The organism is Segeticoccus sp., from assembly GCF_035708005.1.
In genome coordinates this window covers 1-18,594 of the sequence record NZ_DASSTI010000006.1, presented here as the reverse complement: position 1 = coordinate 18,594, position 18,594 = coordinate 1, and the positions used below count along the sequence as shown (strand labels likewise).

14 protein-coding genes, 1 tRNA gene and 1 other RNA gene are annotated in these 18,594 nt (G+C 71.2%); 9 read left to right on the top strand and 7 right to left on the bottom strand.

Annotation, left to right across the window (positions count from 1 at the left end; translation table 11 throughout):
• Positions 1 to 134: 134 nt before the first annotated feature.
• Together VFL99_RS00500 and VFL99_RS00495 are read left to right on the top strand one after the other, a co-directional pair.
• Positions 135 to 761 carry an ABC transporter ATP-binding protein gene (locus VFL99_RS00500; RefSeq protein ID WP_325104376.1) on the top strand — a complete coding sequence of 209 codons (627 nt, stop codon included), beginning with the start codon at positions 135 to 137 and terminating at the stop codon, positions 759 to 761.
• Positions 758 to 2,194, top strand: coding sequence for a DUF6297 family protein (locus VFL99_RS00495; protein WP_325104353.1), 1,437 nt, complete (start codon positions 758 to 760; stop codon positions 2,192 to 2,194). Before VFL99_RS00500 ends, VFL99_RS00495 begins: the two co-directional genes overlap by 4 nt.
• A gap of 149 nt (positions 2,195 to 2,343) precedes the next feature.
• On the opposite strand, the gene ffs is transcribed toward VFL99_RS00495, so the two are convergent.
• Positions 2,344 to 2,440: signal recognition particle sRNA small type (gene ffs / locus VFL99_RS00490), an RNA gene on the bottom strand.
• Between the two features lie 153 nt (positions 2,441 to 2,593).
• Between ffs and VFL99_RS00485 the strand changes: the two genes are divergently transcribed.
• Positions 2,594 to 2,679 (top strand) — tRNA-Ser (locus VFL99_RS00485).
• A gap of 130 nt (positions 2,680 to 2,809) precedes the next feature.
• Here the strand turns inward: VFL99_RS00485 and VFL99_RS00480 are convergent.
• The 4 genes from VFL99_RS00480 to VFL99_RS00465 form a co-directional block, all read right to left on the bottom strand.
• Complete coding sequence (locus VFL99_RS00480) at positions 2,810 to 4,498, bottom strand: APC family permease (RefSeq protein ID WP_325104352.1); 1,689 nt, start codon at positions 4,496 to 4,498, stop codon at positions 2,810 to 2,812.
• A 183-nt stretch (positions 4,499 to 4,681) separates the two neighbouring features.
• Complete coding sequence (locus tag VFL99_RS00475) at positions 4,682 to 5,602, bottom strand: MurR/RpiR family transcriptional regulator (protein ID WP_325104351.1); 921 nt, start codon at positions 5,600 to 5,602, stop codon at positions 4,682 to 4,684.
• Between the two features lie 128 nt (positions 5,603 to 5,730).
• Positions 5,731 to 6,645 carry an N-acetylmuramic acid 6-phosphate etherase gene (locus VFL99_RS00470; RefSeq protein ID WP_325104350.1) on the bottom strand — a complete coding sequence of 305 codons (915 nt, stop codon included), beginning with the start codon at positions 6,643 to 6,645 and terminating at the stop codon, positions 5,731 to 5,733.
• A 151-nt stretch (positions 6,646 to 6,796) separates the two neighbouring features.
• A complete protein-coding gene (locus VFL99_RS00465) occupies positions 6,797 to 8,581 on the bottom strand; it encodes a glycoside hydrolase family 3 protein (protein ID WP_325104349.1) in 1,785 nt (594 codons plus the stop codon).
• 133 nt (positions 8,582 to 8,714) lie between these two features.
• On the opposite strand from VFL99_RS00465, the gene VFL99_RS00460 reads away from it, so the two are divergent.
• Positions 8,715 to 10,493, top strand: coding sequence for a serine hydrolase (locus tag VFL99_RS00460; RefSeq protein WP_325104348.1), 1,779 nt, complete (start codon positions 8,715 to 8,717; stop codon positions 10,491 to 10,493).
• Between the two features lie 24 nt (positions 10,494 to 10,517).
• Here VFL99_RS00460 and VFL99_RS00455 read toward each other — a convergent pair whose 3' ends face one another.
• On the bottom strand, positions 10,518 to 12,110 hold the full coding sequence (locus VFL99_RS00455) for a helicase HerA-like domain-containing protein (protein WP_325104347.1): 1,593 nt from the start codon (positions 12,108 to 12,110) through the stop codon (positions 10,518 to 10,520).
• Positions 12,111 to 12,171: 61 nt separating this feature from the next.
• Here VFL99_RS00455 and VFL99_RS00450 point away from each other — a divergent pair, with 61 nt between their 5' ends.
• The 5 genes from VFL99_RS00450 (at position 12,172) to VFL99_RS00430 (ending at position 16,982) form a co-directional block, all read left to right on the top strand.
• Complete coding sequence (locus VFL99_RS00450) at positions 12,172 to 12,468, top strand: type II toxin-antitoxin system VapB family antitoxin (protein WP_325104375.1); 297 nt, start codon at positions 12,172 to 12,174, stop codon at positions 12,466 to 12,468.
• A 217-nt stretch (positions 12,469 to 12,685) separates the two neighbouring features.
• Positions 12,686 to 13,576, top strand: a complete 891-nt coding sequence (locus tag VFL99_RS00445) for a LytR C-terminal domain-containing protein (protein ID WP_325104346.1) — start codon at positions 12,686 to 12,688, stop codon at positions 13,574 to 13,576.
• A gap of 11 nt (positions 13,577 to 13,587) precedes the next feature.
• Positions 13,588 to 14,166, top strand: coding sequence for a LytR C-terminal domain-containing protein (locus VFL99_RS00440; protein WP_325104345.1), 579 nt, complete (start codon positions 13,588 to 13,590; stop codon positions 14,164 to 14,166).
• A 2-nt stretch (positions 14,167 to 14,168) separates the two neighbouring features.
• Positions 14,169 to 15,050 (top strand): cobalamin-binding protein, encoded by an 882-nt coding sequence (locus tag VFL99_RS00435; protein ID WP_325104344.1) that lies wholly within the window; start codon positions 14,169 to 14,171, stop codon positions 15,048 to 15,050.
• Positions 15,051 to 15,200: 150 nt separating this feature from the next.
• Positions 15,201 to 16,982 carry a peptidoglycan-binding domain-containing protein gene (locus VFL99_RS00430; protein ID WP_325104343.1) on the top strand — a complete coding sequence of 594 codons (1,782 nt, stop codon included), beginning with the start codon at positions 15,201 to 15,203 and terminating at the stop codon, positions 16,980 to 16,982.
• Between the two features lie 69 nt (positions 16,983 to 17,051).
• Here VFL99_RS00430 and VFL99_RS00425 read toward each other — a convergent pair whose 3' ends face one another.
• On the bottom strand, positions 17,052 to 18,434 hold the full coding sequence (locus VFL99_RS00425) for an L-serine ammonia-lyase (RefSeq protein ID WP_325104342.1): 1,383 nt from the start codon (positions 18,432 to 18,434) through the stop codon (positions 17,052 to 17,054).
• Between the last annotated feature and the right edge of the window lie 160 nt (positions 18,435 to 18,594).

The window sequence follows — 18,594 nt, the reverse complement described above, 5'->3', positions numbered from 1 at the left end:
AAACGAGCGCAGCGAGACCCGGAGCACCGAGGAGCCCGCAGCAAGAGGCCCTGTGGCAAGCAGCGGGGCGTCGGCACCCGGGCAGGCACACGGCATACCGGGCGGGCCGCACCTGCGACACTGGCGCGGTGGCGATGATCCGGGCGAACGACGTGAGCAAGGTGACGGGAGAGACGACGCTGCTGGCGCCGGTCGACCTGGAGGCCCGGCCCGGGGAGTGCCTGGTATTGCGCGGCCCGAACGGCAGCGGCAAGACGACGCTGCTGCGCATCCTCGCCGGCACGCTGCCCGCCACGACCGGTGAGGCGCAGCTGGACGGGCAGGCCCTCGACGAGCGCACCGCGCACACGCGCACGCACGTGGCGGCGTTGCTGGGGCCGTCGACGACCTACCGGGACCTCACCCTCGGCGACCACCTGATCCTCATCGACTCCACCTGGGGCGGCGCACCGGGTGACGCGTGGTCGCGGGCCGAGTCCATGCTCGAGCTGCTGGAGATCGGTCACCTCGCGAAGCGGTTCCCGCACGAGCTGTCCTCGGGTCAGCAGCAGCTGTTCCAGCTCGCGCTGGTGCTGTTCCGGCCCTCGAGCGTGCTGCTGCTCGACGAGCCCGAGCAGCGGCTCGACACCCACAAGCGGCGGCTGCTCACCCGGATCCTGGCCGACCGCAAGGGCGCCGGCGCCACGCTGGTGATCGCCTGCCACGATCCTGAGATGACCGAGGCGCTCGCCGACTACGTCCTCGACCTCGGCGACGAATGAGCACCGGCACCAACGCCGGCAGCGGCACCCCGACCCGGCCGGACGCGCGCGAGGACCGGGCGCGCCTGGAGCGCGCCCGGCAGGTGATCTTCGGCGAGCACCGCGACAAGTCCACCAGCAACGCGCTGTATGCCGTGTACGTCGCCGTGATCGCCGCCGCCGGCTACGGCGTGCCGGCCATCCAGGCATTGCTGCGCTTCATCGACCCGAAGTGGTTCGAGCAGCACCTGACCCCGGCGATCGGGACCGGCGTGGGAGTGGCTGTGTCGGTCGGCCTGGTCCTGCTGGCCTTCTGGCTCGGGCCGGTGCGTGGGCCGGTGGTGCCACAGCTGCCCTACCTCGACCTCGTCGCCGCCAGCCCGATCGACCGGGCCACGAGCCTGCGGAAGCACTGGCGCCTCAGCTTGTTCGGCTGCCTCGCCGGCGGCATCCTCATCGGTCTCGTGCTCGGGGCGGGCGTCGCGATCGCCGGGCTGGCCGGACCGGTCTCGGTCGGCATCGGCGCGGTGGCCGGGGCGGTCGTCGGCCTGGTCTGCGCGGGGGCGTGGCTGTGGGGACAGGTGCGATCGTGGCCGACGGGGCGGCGCGGGCTGTCGACCTTCCTGCGGGCGCGGACCTCGTTGCGCCAGCTGCACATCGCCGGCCTGCGGGAGCAGGCGGCCAGCTCGATCGCCAACGGCGGGGCCCTGCTGGCCGGTGACCTGCGCGCGGTGCGCCTCAACATCGCCTCGCGCTCGGCACGCGCCCCCCGCGGGCGGGCGATCCGGCTGAAGCCCAGCGGCCCCGTCGCCGTGGTGGTCCGGCGCGACCTGCTCGGGCTGCGCCGCTCGCCCCGCTCGGTGCTGCCGGGCGTCCTCGGCTGCGCCATCGGGGTGGCCGCTCTCGCGACGACCGTCAACACCTCCCACGCCCCGAGCCTGTTCGCGCTGCTGAGCGCGATCGTGGGTTACCTCGGGTTCGGTGTCTTCGCCGAGGGGCTGCGGATCGAGGCCGACAACGCCGGCACCACGCCTCTGCTCGGGATCGAGCCCGACCGCGAGTCGCTCGCCCACCTGGTCGTCCCCCTCGGCCTGTATGCCGTCACCACCGTCCTCGTCGGCGTCGCCCTGGTCCTCGGCGCCGGCGTGCACCTGGTCGCGATGGCCTGGGCGCTGCTGACCGGTGGGGTGTTCGCCGGCGGCCACCTCATCGCGGCGTTCCGCGGCCGGGCGCCGGGGGCCGCCTTCGGCCAGCACGGCGGTCTGGCGGTCCTGCTGCTCTGGCTGCTCTACCCGATCCTGGTCGTCGCCATCGCGGTGACCGGCGCCACCGCCGTGGCCCACCACTCCGGGCTCGGCGCCGGGTCGTTCGTCCTCCTCGTCGCGCTCGGAGCCGTCCTCGTCAGCTGGGGCCGTGGGCGGGTGCGGTCGTTGTCGGAGGCGCACCGGGACTGACTCGACCGGGCAGAAGTCGGCACGCGGCCGAGCCCGTCCCCAGCCCGAGCGCCTCGACCGGGCAGAAGTCGGCACGCCGCCGAGCCCGTCCCCACCCCGCGCGCCTCGACCGGGCAGAAGTCGGCACGCCGCCGAGCCCGTCCCGGGCACGCAAGGACCCCCCACGTACCTGGAAGAGCTCACGTGCCCTTGCTGCATTCCTGCCCTGGGGGAGTTCGGTGAGGTACCACCACGCGGGGGGTCTGGCCACGAGTCTAGGTCAGCCCCGCCGCGGAACCGAAACCGGCCAGCGCCCACCACCACACCCAGGGCCGCCATGGTGCCCGGCACCGAGCCGTGGAGCTCCGGCGGGCCCGGCCGATTGGGAGGACGAGCCGGGCCTCCGGTACCCTCCTGCGCGGAGGATTCGCATAGTGGCCTAGTGCGCACGATTGGAAATCGTGTTGGGTTAACCACCCTCGCGGGTTCAAATCCCGCATCCTCCGCCGAGGAGACGGCAACCGGCGCAGTCGTCAGGAGCCGCCGACACAACGGGGCCCGCACCTGAAACAGGTGCGGGCCTCGTCGACTGCCGCGACGGTCGGCGCCCACCTCGAGGGGGCGCCGACCGGCCCGTCAGTGGGCCGCCGCGGGGGTGACCGCCTCCGGGTTGTCGGACTCGGCGAGGATCTCGCGGACGCGGTGTCCCGGCAGCTGGCACCGCCAGGCGACCCCGAGCACGATGATCGTCAGGACGACGTTGGCGATGATGCCGCCGTAGAAGCCCCAGACGCCGAGGTTGCCGGCGTGCAGCGACTTGTCGGGGTAGCCACCGAGGTAGCTGACCAGGGCGATGCCGCCGAACCAGATCAGCACCCACCAGCCGTGCGCGAAGTCGAGCTTGGGGGCGTGCCCCTTGTCGAGCGCCTGGAAGATCGCCAGCAGGACGTAACCGAGCAGGATGGCGGCCATCATCTTCCAGACCTGGTCCCAGCCGGCCCAGTACATGATGAGGTTCGTCGACAGCAGGGCCAGGGACGCGATGACCCACGCTCCGCCGAGCCGGAACGGACGCTCCTGGTCCGGCAGCTGCTTGCGCAGCGTCAGCAGCACGATCGGGCCGCTGCCGAAGGACAGCACCGTCATGCTGGTGACGATCCCGACCAGGCTCTGCCAGCTCGGGAACGGCAGGAAGAAGATGCAGCCGACGATGAACGCGAGGATCAGGCTGATCCACGGCACACCGTTGTCGTTGACGGTGGACAGGCTCTTCGGCGCGTTGCGGTTGCGGCCCATGGCGTAGGACATGCGGGCGGTGACACTGGTGTAGATCAGACCGGTGTCCCCGGGGGAGATGATCGCGTCCGCGTAGAGCAGGACCGCCAGCCAGGTCAGGCCGAGCACACCGGCGATGGCCGCCAGCGGGCCGAACTGCGCGAGGACCTGGGTGTCGCCGGTGAAGTTCTCGCCGACCTTCGCCCACCCGGCCTTGGACACCGCGGCGCCGGGCACCGAGCCGAGGAAGGCGAGCTGCAGCAGGATGTAGAGGATCCCGCAGATCACGACCGAGCCGATGAGGGTCATCGGCACGTTGCGCTTGGGGTTGTCCGTCTCGCCGGCGAGCTCGATGCCCTGACGGAACCCGAAGAACGAGAACGCGATCGCGGCAGCCGGGATGGCGGTGAACACGCCGTGCCAACCGTAGGGGGTGAAGCCACCGAAGGCGTGCAGGTTCGAGGGGTGGAACTTCACCACGAGGAAGGCGATGATGACCAAGGCGATCATCCCGAGCTTCCACCACACCAACACGTTGTTGATGCGGGCGAACCAACGCATCCCCAAGAAGTTGATGAGCACGAACACCGCCATGAGCGCGACGGCGACCAGGATGCCGCCACCGGTCAGCGTCGTGTTCTTGTTCTCCAGCCAGGGCAGGTAGTTCGTCGCGTAGGTGAGGACCGCGGACACCTCGACGGGTGCCACGGCGGCACAGGCGAGCCAGGTGACCCAGCCCATCGAGTAGCTCGCGAACGAGCCGAATGCATAGTGCGGGTAACGGGCAACACCACCACTGTGCGGGAACATCACGCCGAGCTCGGAGTAGCTGAGCCCGATGAAGATGAACATGATGGTGCCGATGATCCAGGAGATCAGGGCTCCGGGTCCGGCCTGCTCAGCAGCGTGCAGCGAGCTGAACAGCCACCCCGAGCCGATGATCGAACCGATGGCCGTGAAGAGCAGACTGATCGGGCCCAGGTCCTTCTTCAGCCGCGAGTCATCACCCGCGACCCCATGTCTTCCTGGCGCCTCGACGTTACTCGTCATGTGCGCGCTTCCTTCCGTGTACGGACGCGTAGCACCGGTGGGTGCTCCGCCTGTTCACGCTGCCGTACCGACGCGGGCAGGTCAAGGATCAACCGCGACAAAAAGACCCGCCGTGTCGAGGACGGTATGCCGGGCACGCGGCGACCAGCCGCGGCACCGGTCGGCGCCCGGGTCCGGGAGCGCTCAGTCCTCCTCCGACACCTGGTGCCGGGAGACCGCCACGCGGGTGCTCTTGACCGCCTTCCGGGCGGCCGGCAGGTTGCGGTGGGCGACCGCGATGTAGAGGCAGTCGATGACGGTGAGGGCGGCGATGCGGCTGGCCGTCGCGCCCGAGCGCAGGGCCGTCTCGCGGGCCGCGGTGGTCAGGACCAGGTCGCTCGCCCGCGCGAGTGGCGACAGTGGGAAGTTGGTGATCGCGATGGTGGTCGCCCCACGCTCCTTGGCCATCGCCGCCGACTCGATCGTCTCCTTGGTGGCACCGGTGTGGGAGATGGCGATCGCGACGTCACGCCGGCCGAGGAGGGCCGCGCTGGTCAGCGCCAGGTGCGAGTCGCTCCACGCGAAGGACAGGCAGCCGATCCGGTGCAGCTTCTGCTGCAGGTCGGCCGCGACCAGCCCGCTCGCCCCGACGCCGTAGACATCGACCCGGCCGGCCTGCCCGATGCGGCGGGCCGCCTCGGCCAAGATCTCGGGGTCGAGCTGCTGCGCCGTCTCCTCCACCGCACTGGCGTCGGTGAACGCGATCTTGGCGATGATGTCGTCGATCGAGTCCTTGGCGCTGATGTCCGTGCGGGAGACCGACAGCGTTCGCGGCTGGGCGGACTCCGCGGCCAGTGCCAGGCGCAGCTGGGGGTAGCCGGCCAGGTCCAGTCGCCGGCAGAAGCGCAGCACGGTGGTCTCGGAGGTGTCCGCGGCCGCGGCCAGCTGGCTGATGGTCCAGGACGAGGCCTGGCGTGCGTCGCGGAGCACCTGCTCGGCAACACGGTCCTCGGCCGGCGAGAGGGCCGGTCGCAACCCGCGGATCCGCACGAGCAGCGGCGCCCCCTGGTTCGTCGCCGGGGACGTGGGCCGACCGACGCCGCTGCCATCTCCTTCATGCCTCATGGAGCACACGGTATTGCTTCCCCTCCCGATATTTCGGCATCCCCGCTGTGAGACCCGCAACCGCGTCCGTTGGAGGGACTGCGAGTTGGCGCCACCGGTGTCACGACGCCGCGAGGCCCCGCGTCCGGTCAGCCCTCCCGCAGGGCCTCGACGGCGTGCCGGACGACCCCATCGGCCGCGTCCAGCGCGCGCCGAGCCGTCCCGGGCTCGACGTCAGTGAGCAGGCACACCAGCGCGGTGGGCAACTCGCCGTCGCACTCGGCGAGTGCGCGGGCGCACTCCTCCGGGCTGCGGTCACTCGCCTGCTCGAGCATCGTCACGGAGCGACCGCGCAGCTTGGTGTTCACCGCCTGCATGGTGATCATCAGGTTCGACCAGGTCCGCCCGAGCCGCACCATGACGGCGGTCGAGAAGGTGTTGAGGACGAGCTTCTGGGCGGTGCCGGCCTTCATCCGGGTCGACCCGGCGATCACCTCCGGCCCGGTGTCACAGACGATCGCGACGTCGACCAGCTCCTGCAGCGGCGAGCGCGGGTTCGCGGTCACGAGTGTCGTGCGCGCCCCCGACGCACGCGCATGGCGCAGCGCGGCTCCCACGTACGGCGTGCGCCCGCTGGCGGTCAGCCCGACGACGAGGTCGTGCTCACCCAGCGGCCCGAGCTCCGACTCGGCCAGCGACTCGTCGTCCTCGGCGTTCTCGACCGCGCGCTCGACCGCGGTCGAGCCCCCCGCCTGGTGGGCCACGAACCACTCCTCCCCCACCCCGTAGGTCGGACGCAGCTCGGCGGCGTCCATCACCGCCAGCCGACCCGACGTGCCGGCCCCCACGTAGTGCACCCGCCCCCCGGCCCGGATGGCCGCGACGGCCAGGTCCACGGCCGCGGCGATCTGCTGCGTCGCCTCGGCGACGGCGGCGATGACCCGCTCGTCCTCCGCCGTGATCCGCTTGACGAGGTCGAGCGTCGGCAGCAGGTCGAGGTCGACGGTCTCGGGGTTGCGTCGTTCCGTCGGGGAGTCGACGGCCGCGCCAGCGTCACCTCTCATGTGAAGGATTTTCACCACCTTTGGAGTACCTGTCAATCGTTTCCCTCATAGTGGCACGCCGCGCCGCACGGGCCCAGATAAGGGTTGCCGACAGGGTATGCCGGCAGACCGGCATACCCTGTCGATGTCGCTTGCGTTCGGTGCCAGGTCGTCAGTAGGTCAGACCGAACCCGAAGGGGTAGAGGACCTTCTGCGGGTCGCTGGCCGTCGGGATGTCGACCGGCAGCGTCGCGGTGGGCGAGACCTCGCCGGCGATCACCCGCACCGCCGCCTCCAGCGCGACCGGGCTGTAGGAGTAGGTGGCGAGGTAGGTCTTCGCCTCGGTGAGGTAGGCGATGTCGTAGGGATCCCGTACGGCCACCACGATGACCGGCGTGCCGGTGCCCACCAGGGCCGCGACCAGCGCCTGCTGCTCCTCGTAGCCCCGGGCGTTCATGGTGGTGACGACGACGGCGTCCTTGCCCTCCGCGGCAGCGACCGCCGCCTTCGCCTCGGCATCGGACGGCCTGGTGCCGGTGACGATTCGCTGGACGGACGCGCCCTTGGCGCCCAGCCCGTCGGCGATCGTCTGCGTCGTCGTCACGCCGTAGCCGGTGACGAGCAGGGATGCCCCGGACGCCTGCATCGGCAGCACCTGCTCGTCGTTCTTGACGAGCGTGGTCGTCCGATTGGAGACGGCGTCCGCCGTGGCGAGGTGCTCCGGCGTCCCGACGACGTCGTCGACCCGTGCCGGGTCGACGTACGGGTGCGCAAGGATCCCCTTGCGGGCCTTCAGCTGCAGGATGCGCCGCACGCTCTCGTCGAGCCGGTTCCGCGGGATGCGCCCGCTGCGGACCGCGTCGAGCACCGCGCCGTACGCGTCGTCCATCGCCGGCGACATGAGCAGCATGTCGGCTCCCGCGAGCACGGCGCGCACCGCGACCTCCGCGTCACCGTACTTCTCCCGCACCCCCTGCATGTTCAGCGCATCGGTCATGATGACGCCCTGGTAGCCGAGCTCCCCACGCAGGATGCCGGTGAGGATCGGCTTGCTCAGTGTGGCCGGGTCGCCGGAGTCGTCGAGCGCGGGCACCAGCAGGTGTGCGCTCATGATCAGGTCGGTGCCGGCCTTGATCGCCGCCCGGAACGGCGGCGCATCGATCCGCTCCCACTCCTCACGGGTGTGCGTGATGACCGGCAGCCCGAAGTGGCTGTCCGTCGCCGTGTCGCCGTGCCCGGGAAAGTGCTTGCAGGTGGCACTGATCCGCGCGTCGTGCTGGTAGCCCCGCACCTGCGCGGTCACCATCTCGGACACCAGGTCGGGGCGGGAGGAGAACGACCGCGTCCCGATCACCGGATTGAGCGGGTTGACGTTGACGTCGGAGTCGGGGGCGTGGTCGATGCGGATGCCCATCGCGAGCAGCTCCTGGCCGGTGATGGCCGCAGCCACCCGCGCGTCCGCGACGCTGCGGCCGGCACCCAGGGCCATCGAGCCGGGGAACTGCGTGGCCGGCGGACCGATGCGGGTCACGATGCCCTGCTCCTGGTCAACGCTGATCACGAGCGGTATGCCGGCCCCGGAGCCGACGGCCGCCCGTTGCAGTCCGTTGGACAGACCGACGATCTGCTGCGGATTCTGCACGCTGTCGGTCCAGGTGAAGTAGATGACGCCGCCGAGGTGGTACTTCGCGATCACCTCCGCCGGCGAGGCCACCCCGTACAGGGGCAGGTTGCGCTCGTCGGCAGTGGTGGCGTCGGAGCCGTACACCTGCTGCACGAACAGCTGCCCGACCTTCTGCTCGAGCGTCATCTTCCCGATCCCGAGGCCGGTGGGCAGGGGATCGGAGCCGCCCCGAGGTGCGGCCTGGGCGGGGAGTGCGCCGGCCGCAGCGGCGAGCGCGACCCCTCCGGACAGACCTGCGGCGAACTGGCGGCGGGAAACGGTGTGCTCGGCCATGGGGAGCTCCAAGGGTGAGAAAATCACTGTGCGGTCTCGATCCCCCGGAAGTTACCCACGTCACACCGGTCGGTCAAGAGCCGGTCGTGCCCACCATTGTCGAATCGCCCGATCAGGAGTAATTTCCCGCGACATGGTCTCCCCACGTCATTTTTCTTCCCATCGAGGATTCCTCGGCACGGCAGTCGCGGTGACCGCGGCCTGCTGCGCGGCCCTGACGCTGCAGGCCCCCGCGGCCGTGGCCGACGAGGGGTCGGGGCCACCGACCGTCAGCGCCGATGACCTGGTGTTCTCCACGCCGACCACGACGCTGCAGCCGGGCAGCGCTGCGCAGGCCGGGCTCAAGCCCGGGCCGATCGCGCAGATGGTGCCCGACGTCGCGCAGTACCTGCAGCCCTCGCCGACCCGCCCGGAGTATGCCGGCGCGAGCGTCCTGGCTGCCCACGACGGCGTGGTGGTCCAGGATGCGGCCGTCGGCTACGCGCGCCGCTACGCCGACAGCACGCCCACCGACCTGCCGAAGGACCAGTGGATCCCGGCCACCACGTCGACCATCTGGGACATGGCGTCGATGACCAAGCTGTTCACCTCCGTTGCCGCCGTGCAGCTGATCCAGCAGGGCAGGCTGGGGCTGGACACACCCGTGGCGGCATACATCCCGCAGTTCGCGCAGCACGGCAAGGGCGACATCACCATCCGCAACCTGCTCACCCACACCTCCGGCCTCAAGCCGGACCCGGTGCCCTCGCTGTGCACCTACGACACCCACGCCGAGCAGTGGGACGCGGTCTACGCCACGGTGCCGGATGCCCCGCCGGGGACGGAGTACGTCTACAGCGACATCAACCTGATGATGCTCGGCAAGGTGATCGAGACGGTCACCGGGCAGCCCCTCGACCAGGTGGTCGCTCAGCACATCACCGGCCCGCTCGGGATGGACGACACGATGTTCAACCCGCCGGCGAGCCTGCGGCCGCGGATCGCGGCCGAGGAGGACCAGCCGTGGACCGACCGCGGGATCGTGTGGGGCACCGTGCACGACGAGAACGCCTACTGCCTCGGCGGGGTGTCGGGTCACGCGGGGATCTTCTCCACCACGCACGACATCGCGATCCTGGCGCAGACCCTGCTCAACGGCGGCCAGTACGGCCACACCCGAATCCTCTCCGCCGACTCCGTCCGGTCCCTGTTCCGCAACGTCAACCAGGCGTTCCCCGGCAACGAGCACGGACTCGGCTTCGAGCTCGACCAGCGGTGGTACATGGACGCGCTCAGCTCCCCGGTCACCGCGGGGCACACCGGGTACACCGGCACGTCCCTGGTCATCGACCCGTTGTCGAAGTCGTTCGTCATCCTGCTCACCAACCGGGTGCACCCGAGCCGTTACTGGGGCAGCAACAACCCCTCGCGCCGCGCGGTCGCCCGTGACCTCGCTCTCGCGCTGCCGGTGCAGCCTGCCGAGGGCCGGACCGCCTGGTTCTCGGGGGCGCAGGACCGCACGACGTCGACGCTGGCGATCCCGCTGCCCCGCCACGACGGCGCTGCGCAGCTGGACTTCGACCTCTGGTACGACACGGAGTCGACCGACATCGGGCGGGTCGAGGCGTCCACCGACCACGGCACGACCTGGCAGCAGGTGCCGATCAGCCTGCACGCCAACGCCTTCCGCTGGAGCACTGACGGGGCGTTCTCCGGGTTCGAGGGACGGCAGTGGATCCAGGCTGCGGCCGAGCTGCCGGACGGGACGACCAACGTGCGGTGGCGCTACACCACCGACCCGCTCTACGAGGGGCGCGGCGTGTTCGTCGACGGCGTGCGGGTGCACGACGCCGACGGGGTCCTGTTCAACGGCAGCAGGCCACAGGACGCGAGCCGGTTCGCCGCGAGCGGCTGGTCCGACGTGACCGGCTGACCTCGGCCGCGGCGCCGCCCGGCGTCAGCGACGACGTCGGGCGGTGCCGAAGAGGCTGCGGGTGATCTCGCGGCCGATCACGGTGCCCGCGCTGCGCAGGGCCGAGTGGAAGGCCTTCGACTCCAGCACCTTCTCGACCGTGGACTTCTCCTCCGCGGTGGTGCGACGCGGCTGCTTGCTCGTGGTCGAGGCCGGAGCGGCGGCCCCCGAGCCGCCGGCCTCCTGGGCGGCACCCGTGGTGGCGTCCTCGGCCGGCGCCTGCTCGAGCCGGGCCTGCAGCTTCTCGTAGGCCGACTCGCGGTCGAGCGGCTCGGAGTACTTCGCGGACAGCGGCGAGGCCTTGATCGAGGCGTCGATCGTCTCCGCCGGCGAGGGGGCCATGAGCGACTGCGGCGCTCGCATGCGGGTCCACGCCACGGGAGTGGGTGCGCCGCGCTCGGACAGGACGGTCACCACCGCCTCACCCGTGCCGAGCTGGGTGAGCAGCTCGCCGAGGTCGTAGTCGCTGCGGGGGAACGTCGACACGGTCGCCTTGAGCGCCTTCGCGTCGTCGGGCGTGAACGCCCGCAGCGCGTGCTGCACCCGGTTGCCGAGCTGGCCCAGCACGGAGTCGGGCAGGTCCTTCGGGCTCTGGGTGACGAAGAAGACCCCGACGCCCTTGGAGCGGATCAGCCGGACCGTCTGCTCGATCGAGTCGAGGAACGCCTTGGACGCGTCGTCGAAGAGCAGGTGCGCCTCGTCGAGGAAGAAGACGAGCTTCGGCTTGTCCGGGTCCCCCACCTCGGGCAGGTCGTGGAAGAGGTCGGCGAGCAGCCACATGAGGAACGTCGAGAAGACCTCGGGCCGGTCCTGCACCGCCGGCAGCTCGAGGCAGCTGACCACCCCGCGCCCGTCGTCCCCCACGGTGAGGAGGTCGGCGGTGTCGAACTCCGGTTCACCGAAGAAGACGTCGGCGCCCTTGTCGGCGAAGGCCACCAGCTCGCGCAGGATCACCCCGGCGGTGGACGTGGACAGACCGCCGAGCGCCTTGAGGTCCGCCTTGCCCTCGTCGGAGGTGAGGTACTGGACGACCGCCCGCAGGTCCTTCAGGTCCAGCAGCGGCAGGCCGTGCTTGTCGGCGAAGTGGAACACCAGGCCGAGGCTGGACTCCTGGGTGTCGTTCAGCCCGAGCACCTTGGACAGCAGGGTGGGTCCGAAGCTGGTCACCGTGGCGCGGATCGGGACACCCTCGCCCAGCCCACCGAGCGACAGGAACTGCACGGGGTATGCCGTGCCCTGCCACGTCTGCCCCACGGTCGCCGCACGCTCGGTGAGCTTGTCACTGCTCTCCCCGGCGGACGCCATACCGGACAGGTCCCCCTTGATGTCGGCCAGGAACACCGGCACCCCCTGGGCGCTGAGCTGCTCGGCGAGCACCTGCAGGGTCTTGGTCTTGCCGGTGCCCGTGGCGCCGGCGACGAGGCCGTGCCGGCTGAGGACGCCGAGCGGCAGGCGCACCTGCACGGAGGCGTCGGGCGTGCCGTCCCACACCGCCGCGCCGAGGTCGAGCGAGGGGCCCTGCACGGCATACCCCTCACGGATGGTGTCCAACGGCGCACTGGTGCTCTGCTCGCTCACCTTCGGCACTCTACTGCCGGGGGCGTCCCGGCCGGACGAGCGCACGTGGCACACTGCCGCGGTGATCTTCAAGGCCGTGGGCGACCACCGCCCCTACCCCGACCACGGCCGGCACTCCAGCAAGGACTGGGCCGACGTGGCGCCCCGGATGGTCCGGCTGGAGGAGCTGGTCACCACCAAGCGCCACCTCGACCTCGCGGCCGTGCTGGACGTCGACTCCACCTTCTACGGCGACCTGTTCGCCCACGTCGTGCGTTGGCAGGGCACCTACTACCTCGAGGACGGGCTGCACCGGGCGCTCCGAGCGGCCCTGCAGCAGCGACCGGTCCTGCACGCGCGGGTCCTCGAGCTGGACTGACCACCGAGCCTCAGCGGACGCTCAGGAACTGCTCAGCCGTCTCCCATGACGGCCTCCGAGTGTCCGCACTGTGGGCGTGAGCCGGACCACGGCCGACGCGCCGGGCGAGATCCGACGGGTCGCTACCACATTGTTGTCTCATGCTGCTTCAGGGATCGCGCGGCCCGAGAGATGATCGGCGGGCACGAGGCTCCTTGCGCAGGGGAAGGGTGAGCCCATGACCGAGGGCACCGAGTCGGACGTCGACCGGCAAGCACGCCGTCGGCGTCATCGGCATGCCGCCGTGCTGGTCGCCGTCGTCGTGGCCCTGGCGTGCGTGTTCGGCTACGTGCTGACCTACAACCGCAACCTGAGCGAGCGACCCACCGCCGCGCCGAGCCCGACCTGCACGCCGACCGTGCAGCCGGTCGCGACCGTGGCCCCCGACCTGGTCCACGTGCGAGTCATCAATGCGACGGACCGCGGCGGCCTGGCCGACACCGTCGCGAACCGGCTCGAGAAGCGCCACTTCCACGTCATCAGCGTCGGCAACTACCACGGCGACACCCCGGTCAGCGGCGTCGCCGAGGTCCACTTCGGCGCCATCGGCCGCAAGATCGCCCAGACCGTGGCGCACGAGGTGCAGGGCCACGTCAAGATGGTCAAGGACGACCGGGTCGACCCCTCCGTGGACCTCGTCCTGGGTCCGAAGTACAGCGACCTCGTCAAGCTGCCCCCGGCCAAGCCCGGCACGTTCACGGTCAACGTCTACAACACGACCTACCACCCCGGCTGGGCCTCCGACGTCGCCGGCGAGCTGAAGAAGCGCGGCTTCAAGGTCGGCAAGGTCGGCAACTACGCCGCCATGCCGAAGGCCCCGGTGGAGATCCACTACGGCATCAACGGTGACCCCGCGGCCCGGCGGGTCGCCTTGCAGTTCAAGGGCGCCCAGCTCATCAGGGACGGCCGCACCAGCACGACGGTGGACCTGCTCATCGGCAACGACTACACGACGATGGTCCCCAAGGCGCAGGCGACGGCCAAGCCGACCCCCACCCCGTCCACCACGCAGCAGTGCCGCACGTCCGGCGCGCGCCCGTCCGGCACCCCGTCCGCGGGTCGAGGCTGAAGGGAGCCGACGTGAGCTACCCGCACGAGTCGGCCCTCGCGGCCGCCCGCCGCCGACGGCACCGCCGCGCCGTCGTCACGCTGACCGTCGTCGTCCTGATGCTGGTCGGCGGATTCGGCTACTCCCTCGCCTACTACCAGGGCTGGGTCGGCGACAGCGGCCGGGCCAACGCCGCCCCCTCGACCCCGTCCGCCTCCTGCAGCCCCACCCCGTCGGCGAGTGCGAGCGCCGCAGCGGCCAAGCGCCGGAACCGCGGCGCGATCACGCCGGAGAGCATCACCGTCAACGTCTACAACGCCACCAAACGCTCCGGCCTCGCCAACGCGGCCGCCCGCGAGCTCGGCGACCACGGCTTCCGGATCGGCAGCGTGGCGAACGACCCGCTGAACGTCGACGTCCGCGGCGTGGGCCAGATCCGCTACGGCAGCGCCGGCGAGCAGCAGGCGAAGCTGGTGCGGCACTGGCTCAAGGGCGCCGACCTCGTCCTCGACGGACGCACCGGGACCTCGGTGGACCTCGTCATCGGCGACAACTACAAGGCCCTCACCCCGCCGCCGGAGGCGCAGCAGACCGCCACCCCCGCCTGCTGACGATGCGTGTCGTCTCGCTGCTGCCGTCGGCCACGGAGATCCTCTTCGCGATCGGCGCCGGTGACCAGGTGGTCGGGGTGACCTTCGAGTGCGACCACCCTCCGGAGGCGCGCGAGCGGACCATCGTGTCCACGAGCGCGCTACCACCGGACCTGCCGCCCGAGCAGATCGACGCGGTGGTGCGCGCACGGCTCGCCGCCGGTGAGGACCTCTACCACCTCGACCGCGGCGCGATGGCCGGGCTCGAGGCGGATCTCGTGGTGACTCAGGACCTCTGCGCCGTCTGCGCGGTGGACGTCTCGGAGGTGAACGACGCCCTCGGCTACCTCGGGTGCACCGCCGAGGTGCTGACCACCGACCCGCACACGCTGGACGAGGTCCTGGACTCCGTCCGCGCCATCGGTCGCGCGGTCGGGTGCGAGGAGGCGGCGTCCGTACTCGTCGCCTCGGCGCGCACCCGCATCGAGGAGGTATGCCGGAAGGTCGCCGGCCGTCCGCCCGTCCCCACGCTGTTGCTCGAGTGGATCGAGCCGCCGTTCGCCCCCGGGCACTGGGTGCCGGAGATGGTGCGGCTCGCCGGCGGCGAGCCGGTGCTCGGCACTGCGGGCGCGCCGTCCACGCGCACCTCGTGGGAGCGGGTGCACGCCGCGGCCCCGCAGGTGGTCGTGGGCGCCCCGTGCGGCTTCGGGCTGGAGCGGGCTGCCGAGCTGACCGCCGGGACGCGGAGCCTGCCGGACGGCATACCGGTGTGGGCGGTCGATGCCAACGCGTCCTTCGCACGCCCGGGGCCGCGGCTGGTGGACGGGATCGAGGTGCTGGCGGCGATCCTCCACCCGGACGTGTGCGGGCCGCCGGATCCCTTGATGGGGCGCCGAGTTCGGTAGTCAGCCGTTCGACGGGGGCGTTGTCGTCCGTTCGTCCCATTTTTCACGTGGACCACTTGCGCAACGGGATGCGGCCGGGGTCTACTTCTCTCGCTCCCCTATTGGTTACGGCTTGACATTGCAAGCCGACGCGCCGAAAGACTCCCCAACATGCTCCCCAACCTGCGCGCGCTTTCCCCTGCCCTCAAGGTGACCCTGGGGGCCTCGGCCTCCTTGGCCACGGCGGTCTCCCTCGCCCCCGTGGCCACGGCCGCTCCCGCCAACCCTTCCACCCCCGCGTCGGCGCCCGCGAGCGCCCCCGCGGCGCCGACCGCCACGACGGCGCCGGTCCCGAGGCCGTCCCGGGCCCTCCCTGCGGAGATCGAGACCTACGCGCCGTATGTCGGCGCCGACTCCTGCGTCAACCAGGTGCAGCCCGGCACCGCGACCCTGGAGAACCTGCTGCGGGCGACCTACCCGGGCACCACGATCACGAGTGACACCCGCGCCTGCGGCACGGACCCCATCATCTCGACCTCGGAACACTACGACGGCCGTGCCCTCGACTGGGGGGTGAGCATCCGCAACGGCACCAAGGCCTACGGCGACGCCTTCGCCAACTGGGCGCTGGCCAACAATGCCGCCAACTTCCGGCGGATGGGGATCATGTACATCATCTGGAACAACCGCCAGTGGGTGTCGTGGAACCCGGGGGCGTGGCGCACCTACTCCTACGGAGGCACCGCCTGCAGCAGCCTGACCTCCTCGGCGTACGACAGCGTCTGCCACCGCAACCACATGCACATCAGCCTGTCCTGGGCGGGCGCGCGGCTGCGGACGTCCTGGTGGAGCGGTCAGGTGGCCACGCAGGAGTACGGCCCCTGCCGCCCGGCCGACCTCAACTGGGCCAGCGGCTACACCGGGATCAACAGGCAGGCCTGCCCCACCCACGGCGTCCTGCGGCCCGAGGACGGCTCCTCGGACCTGTACCGGTCGCTGGTCATGTTCAGCGGCATCACCGTGTCCCAGGGCATGAAGGGGCCGGTCGTCAAGGCGATCCAGCAGCTGGTCGGGATCCCGTCCACGCAGGTGGACGGGGACTTCGGCCCGGCCACCCAGTCCGCCGTGGTCACGTGGCAGAGTGCGCACGGCCTCGCCGCGGACGGGGTCGTCGGCTACAACACGTGGCGCGCCGCGCTGGTCGCCACGCGGCCCCTGCTCACCAAGTACTACAACACGGTCCTGCGGGTCGGCAGCACCGGCGCTGCCGTCCGGGCGGTGCAGGAGCGCCTCGGCGGCCTCGACGTCGACGGCGCGTACGGTCCGGCGACCGCCACCGCCGTCAGTGCCTTCCAGACCGCGCACAAGCTCCCCGCCACCGGCGTGACGGACCACGACACGTGGCTGGCGCTGGACGGCACCACCGCGACCCCGGCCACACCGCCCGCGCCGGCTCCTGCTCCTGCGCCGGCTCCGGCGCCCGCGCCCGCCCCGAAGCCGGCACCGGCGCCGGCCCCCACGTCAAGTGCCCCCAAGCCGGTGTATGCCGCCTACTACCGGACGGCCCTGCGCTACGGCGACCGCAAGCCGGCGGTGCGCGTCCTCAAGCGCGCCCTGGGCGGGCTGACGGTCAACGACTACTTCGACGCGGCGACCCGCAAGAAGGTCAACACGCTGAAGTCGCGCAACGGCCTGGCCGCCAATGGCGTGGCGGGTAGCTGGGTGTGGATGATCCTCGGGCGGGACTTCTCCCGCTGGCAGGCACAGACGCTGCGGACCGGCTCCCGCGGCCAGACCGTGAAGATCCTGCAGAACGCGCTGGGCGGACTGCAGCCGGACGGTGTCTTCGGGCCGGCCACCCGCACGCGGGTGAACCGCTTCAAGACGGCGCACCACCTCCGGGCCGACGGCGTCGCCGACCGCGGCGTCTGGCGCGCGCTCAGCGCTCACTGAACCGGCGGCGCCGGCACCGCGCAGCGCGCGGGCGCGGCCGCCGGTGACCGACCGAGCGGCGGCTCGTCGTCAGCACTCGATGACGTTGACGGCGAGCCCGCCGCGAGCGGTCTCCTTGTACTTCACCTTCATGTCCTTGCCGGTCTCCCGCATCGTCTTGATGACCTTGTCCAGGGAGACGATGTGCGTCCCCGTGCCGCGTAGCGCGGTGCGGGCCGCGGTGATCGCCTTGACCGAGGCCACGGCGTTGCGCTCGATGCAGGGGATCTGCACCAGGCCGCCGACGGGATCGCAGGTGAGGCCGAGGTTGTGCTCCATGCCGATCTCGGCGGCGTTCTCGACCTGTTCCGGGGTGCCACCCAGGACGGCGGCGAAGGCGCCCGCTGCCATCGAGCAGGCCGACCCGACCTCCCCCTGGCAGCCCACCTCGGCGCCGGAGATCGACGCCGTCTCCTTGTAGATCACGCCGATGGCCCCGGCGGTGAGCAGGAAGCGCACCACGCCGTCCTCGTCCGCGCCCGGCACGAACCGGGTGTAGTAGTGCAGTACGGCGGGGATGATGCCCGCGGCGCCGTTGGTCGGTGCGGTCACGACGCGACCGCCCGCGGCGTTCTCCTCGTTGACCGCCAGGGCGTAGAGCGTGATCCAGTCCATTCCGCGCAGCGGGTCCTCCGCGTCGGACTCCTGCTCGAGGTGCGTGCGCAGCCCCGGCGCGCGACGGGGGACCTTGAGGCCGCCCGGGAGCGTGCCCTCGGTGGTGATGCCGTTCTGGACGCACTCCTGCATCACGTCCCAGATCCGCAACAGGCCGTCGCGCACCTCCTGCTCGGTGCGCCACGACAGCTCGTTCTCGAGCATCACCTGGTCGATCGGGAGGCCGGTCTGCCGGCACCGAGCCAACAGCTCGTCCCCGGTGCGGAAGGGGTGGGTGACCTTCGTGTCGTCCTGCACGATCTTGGCGGCTCCGTCGGTGTCGTCCGCCTCCTCGTTGACGACGAAACCCCCGCCCACCGAGTAGTAGGTGCGCGACCGCACGAGGTCCCCGTGGGCGTCATACGCGTGGAAGGTCATCCCGTTGGGGTGCAGCGGCAGCGACTTGCGCCGGTGCATGACCAGGTCGTCGTCCTCGTCGAAGGCGATCTCGTGCTCACCGAGCAGCGGCAGGCGCTTGCCCGAGCGGATCCGGTCGAGGGTGCCGTCGACGGCCCGCGGATCGACCTGCTCGGGCGCCTCACCCGACAACCCGAGCAGCACCGCCTTGTCGCTGCCGTGCCCGTGACCGGTGGCACCGAGGGAGCCGAACAGCTCGGCGTGCACCCGCTGCACGGACTCGAGCAGGCCGTCCTCCTTCAGCCCGGTGACGAAGGTGACGGCAGCCCGCATCGGACCCACGGTGTGTGAGCTGGAGGGGCCGATCCCGATCGAGAAAAGGTCAAAGACGCTGAGCGCCAACGCTGCTCACCCTAGTGAGGGGTAGAGGGGGTAGTCCTTGGCGAGGGTGGTGACCCGTTCGCGCAGGGTGGCCGCTGCGGTCTCATCGAGGTCGGGCTGCAGGGCCAGGGCGATGATGTCGGCGACCTCGGTGAACGCCGCGGTGTCGAACCCGCGGGTG

Bases quoted from the DNA above. Each gene is read 5' to 3' on its own strand.
- VFL99_RS00495 (WP_325104353.1), top strand. From the start codon at position 758: ATGAGCACCGGCACCAACGCCGGCAGCGGCACCCCGACCCGGCCGGAC.
- VFL99_RS00480 (WP_325104352.1), bottom strand. From the start codon at position 4,498: ATGACGAGTAACGTCGAGGCGCCAGGAAGACATGGGGTCGCGGGTGAT.
- VFL99_RS00460 (WP_325104348.1), top strand. From the start codon at position 8,715: ATGGTCTCCCCACGTCATTTTTCTTCCCATCGAGGATTCCTCGGCACG.
- VFL99_RS00500 (WP_325104376.1), top strand. From the start codon at position 135: ATGATCCGGGCGAACGACGTGAGCAAGGTGACGGGAGAGACGACGCTG.
- VFL99_RS00430 (WP_325104343.1), top strand. From the start codon at position 15,201: ATGCTCCCCAACCTGCGCGCGCTTTCCCCTGCCCTCAAGGTGACCCTG.
- VFL99_RS00445 (WP_325104346.1), top strand. From the start codon at position 12,686: ATGACCGAGGGCACCGAGTCGGACGTCGACCGGCAAGCACGCCGTCGG.
- VFL99_RS00470 (WP_325104350.1), bottom strand. From the start codon at position 6,645: ATGAGAGGTGACGCTGGCGCGGCCGTCGACTCCCCGACGGAACGACGC.
- VFL99_RS00475 (WP_325104351.1), bottom strand. From the start codon at position 5,602: ATGAGGCATGAAGGAGATGGCAGCGGCGTCGGTCGGCCCACGTCCCCG.
- VFL99_RS00465 (WP_325104349.1), bottom strand. From the start codon at position 8,581: ATGGCCGAGCACACCGTTTCCCGCCGCCAGTTCGCCGCAGGTCTGTCC.
- VFL99_RS00435 (WP_325104344.1), top strand. From the start codon at position 14,169: ATGCGTGTCGTCTCGCTGCTGCCGTCGGCCACGGAGATCCTCTTCGCG.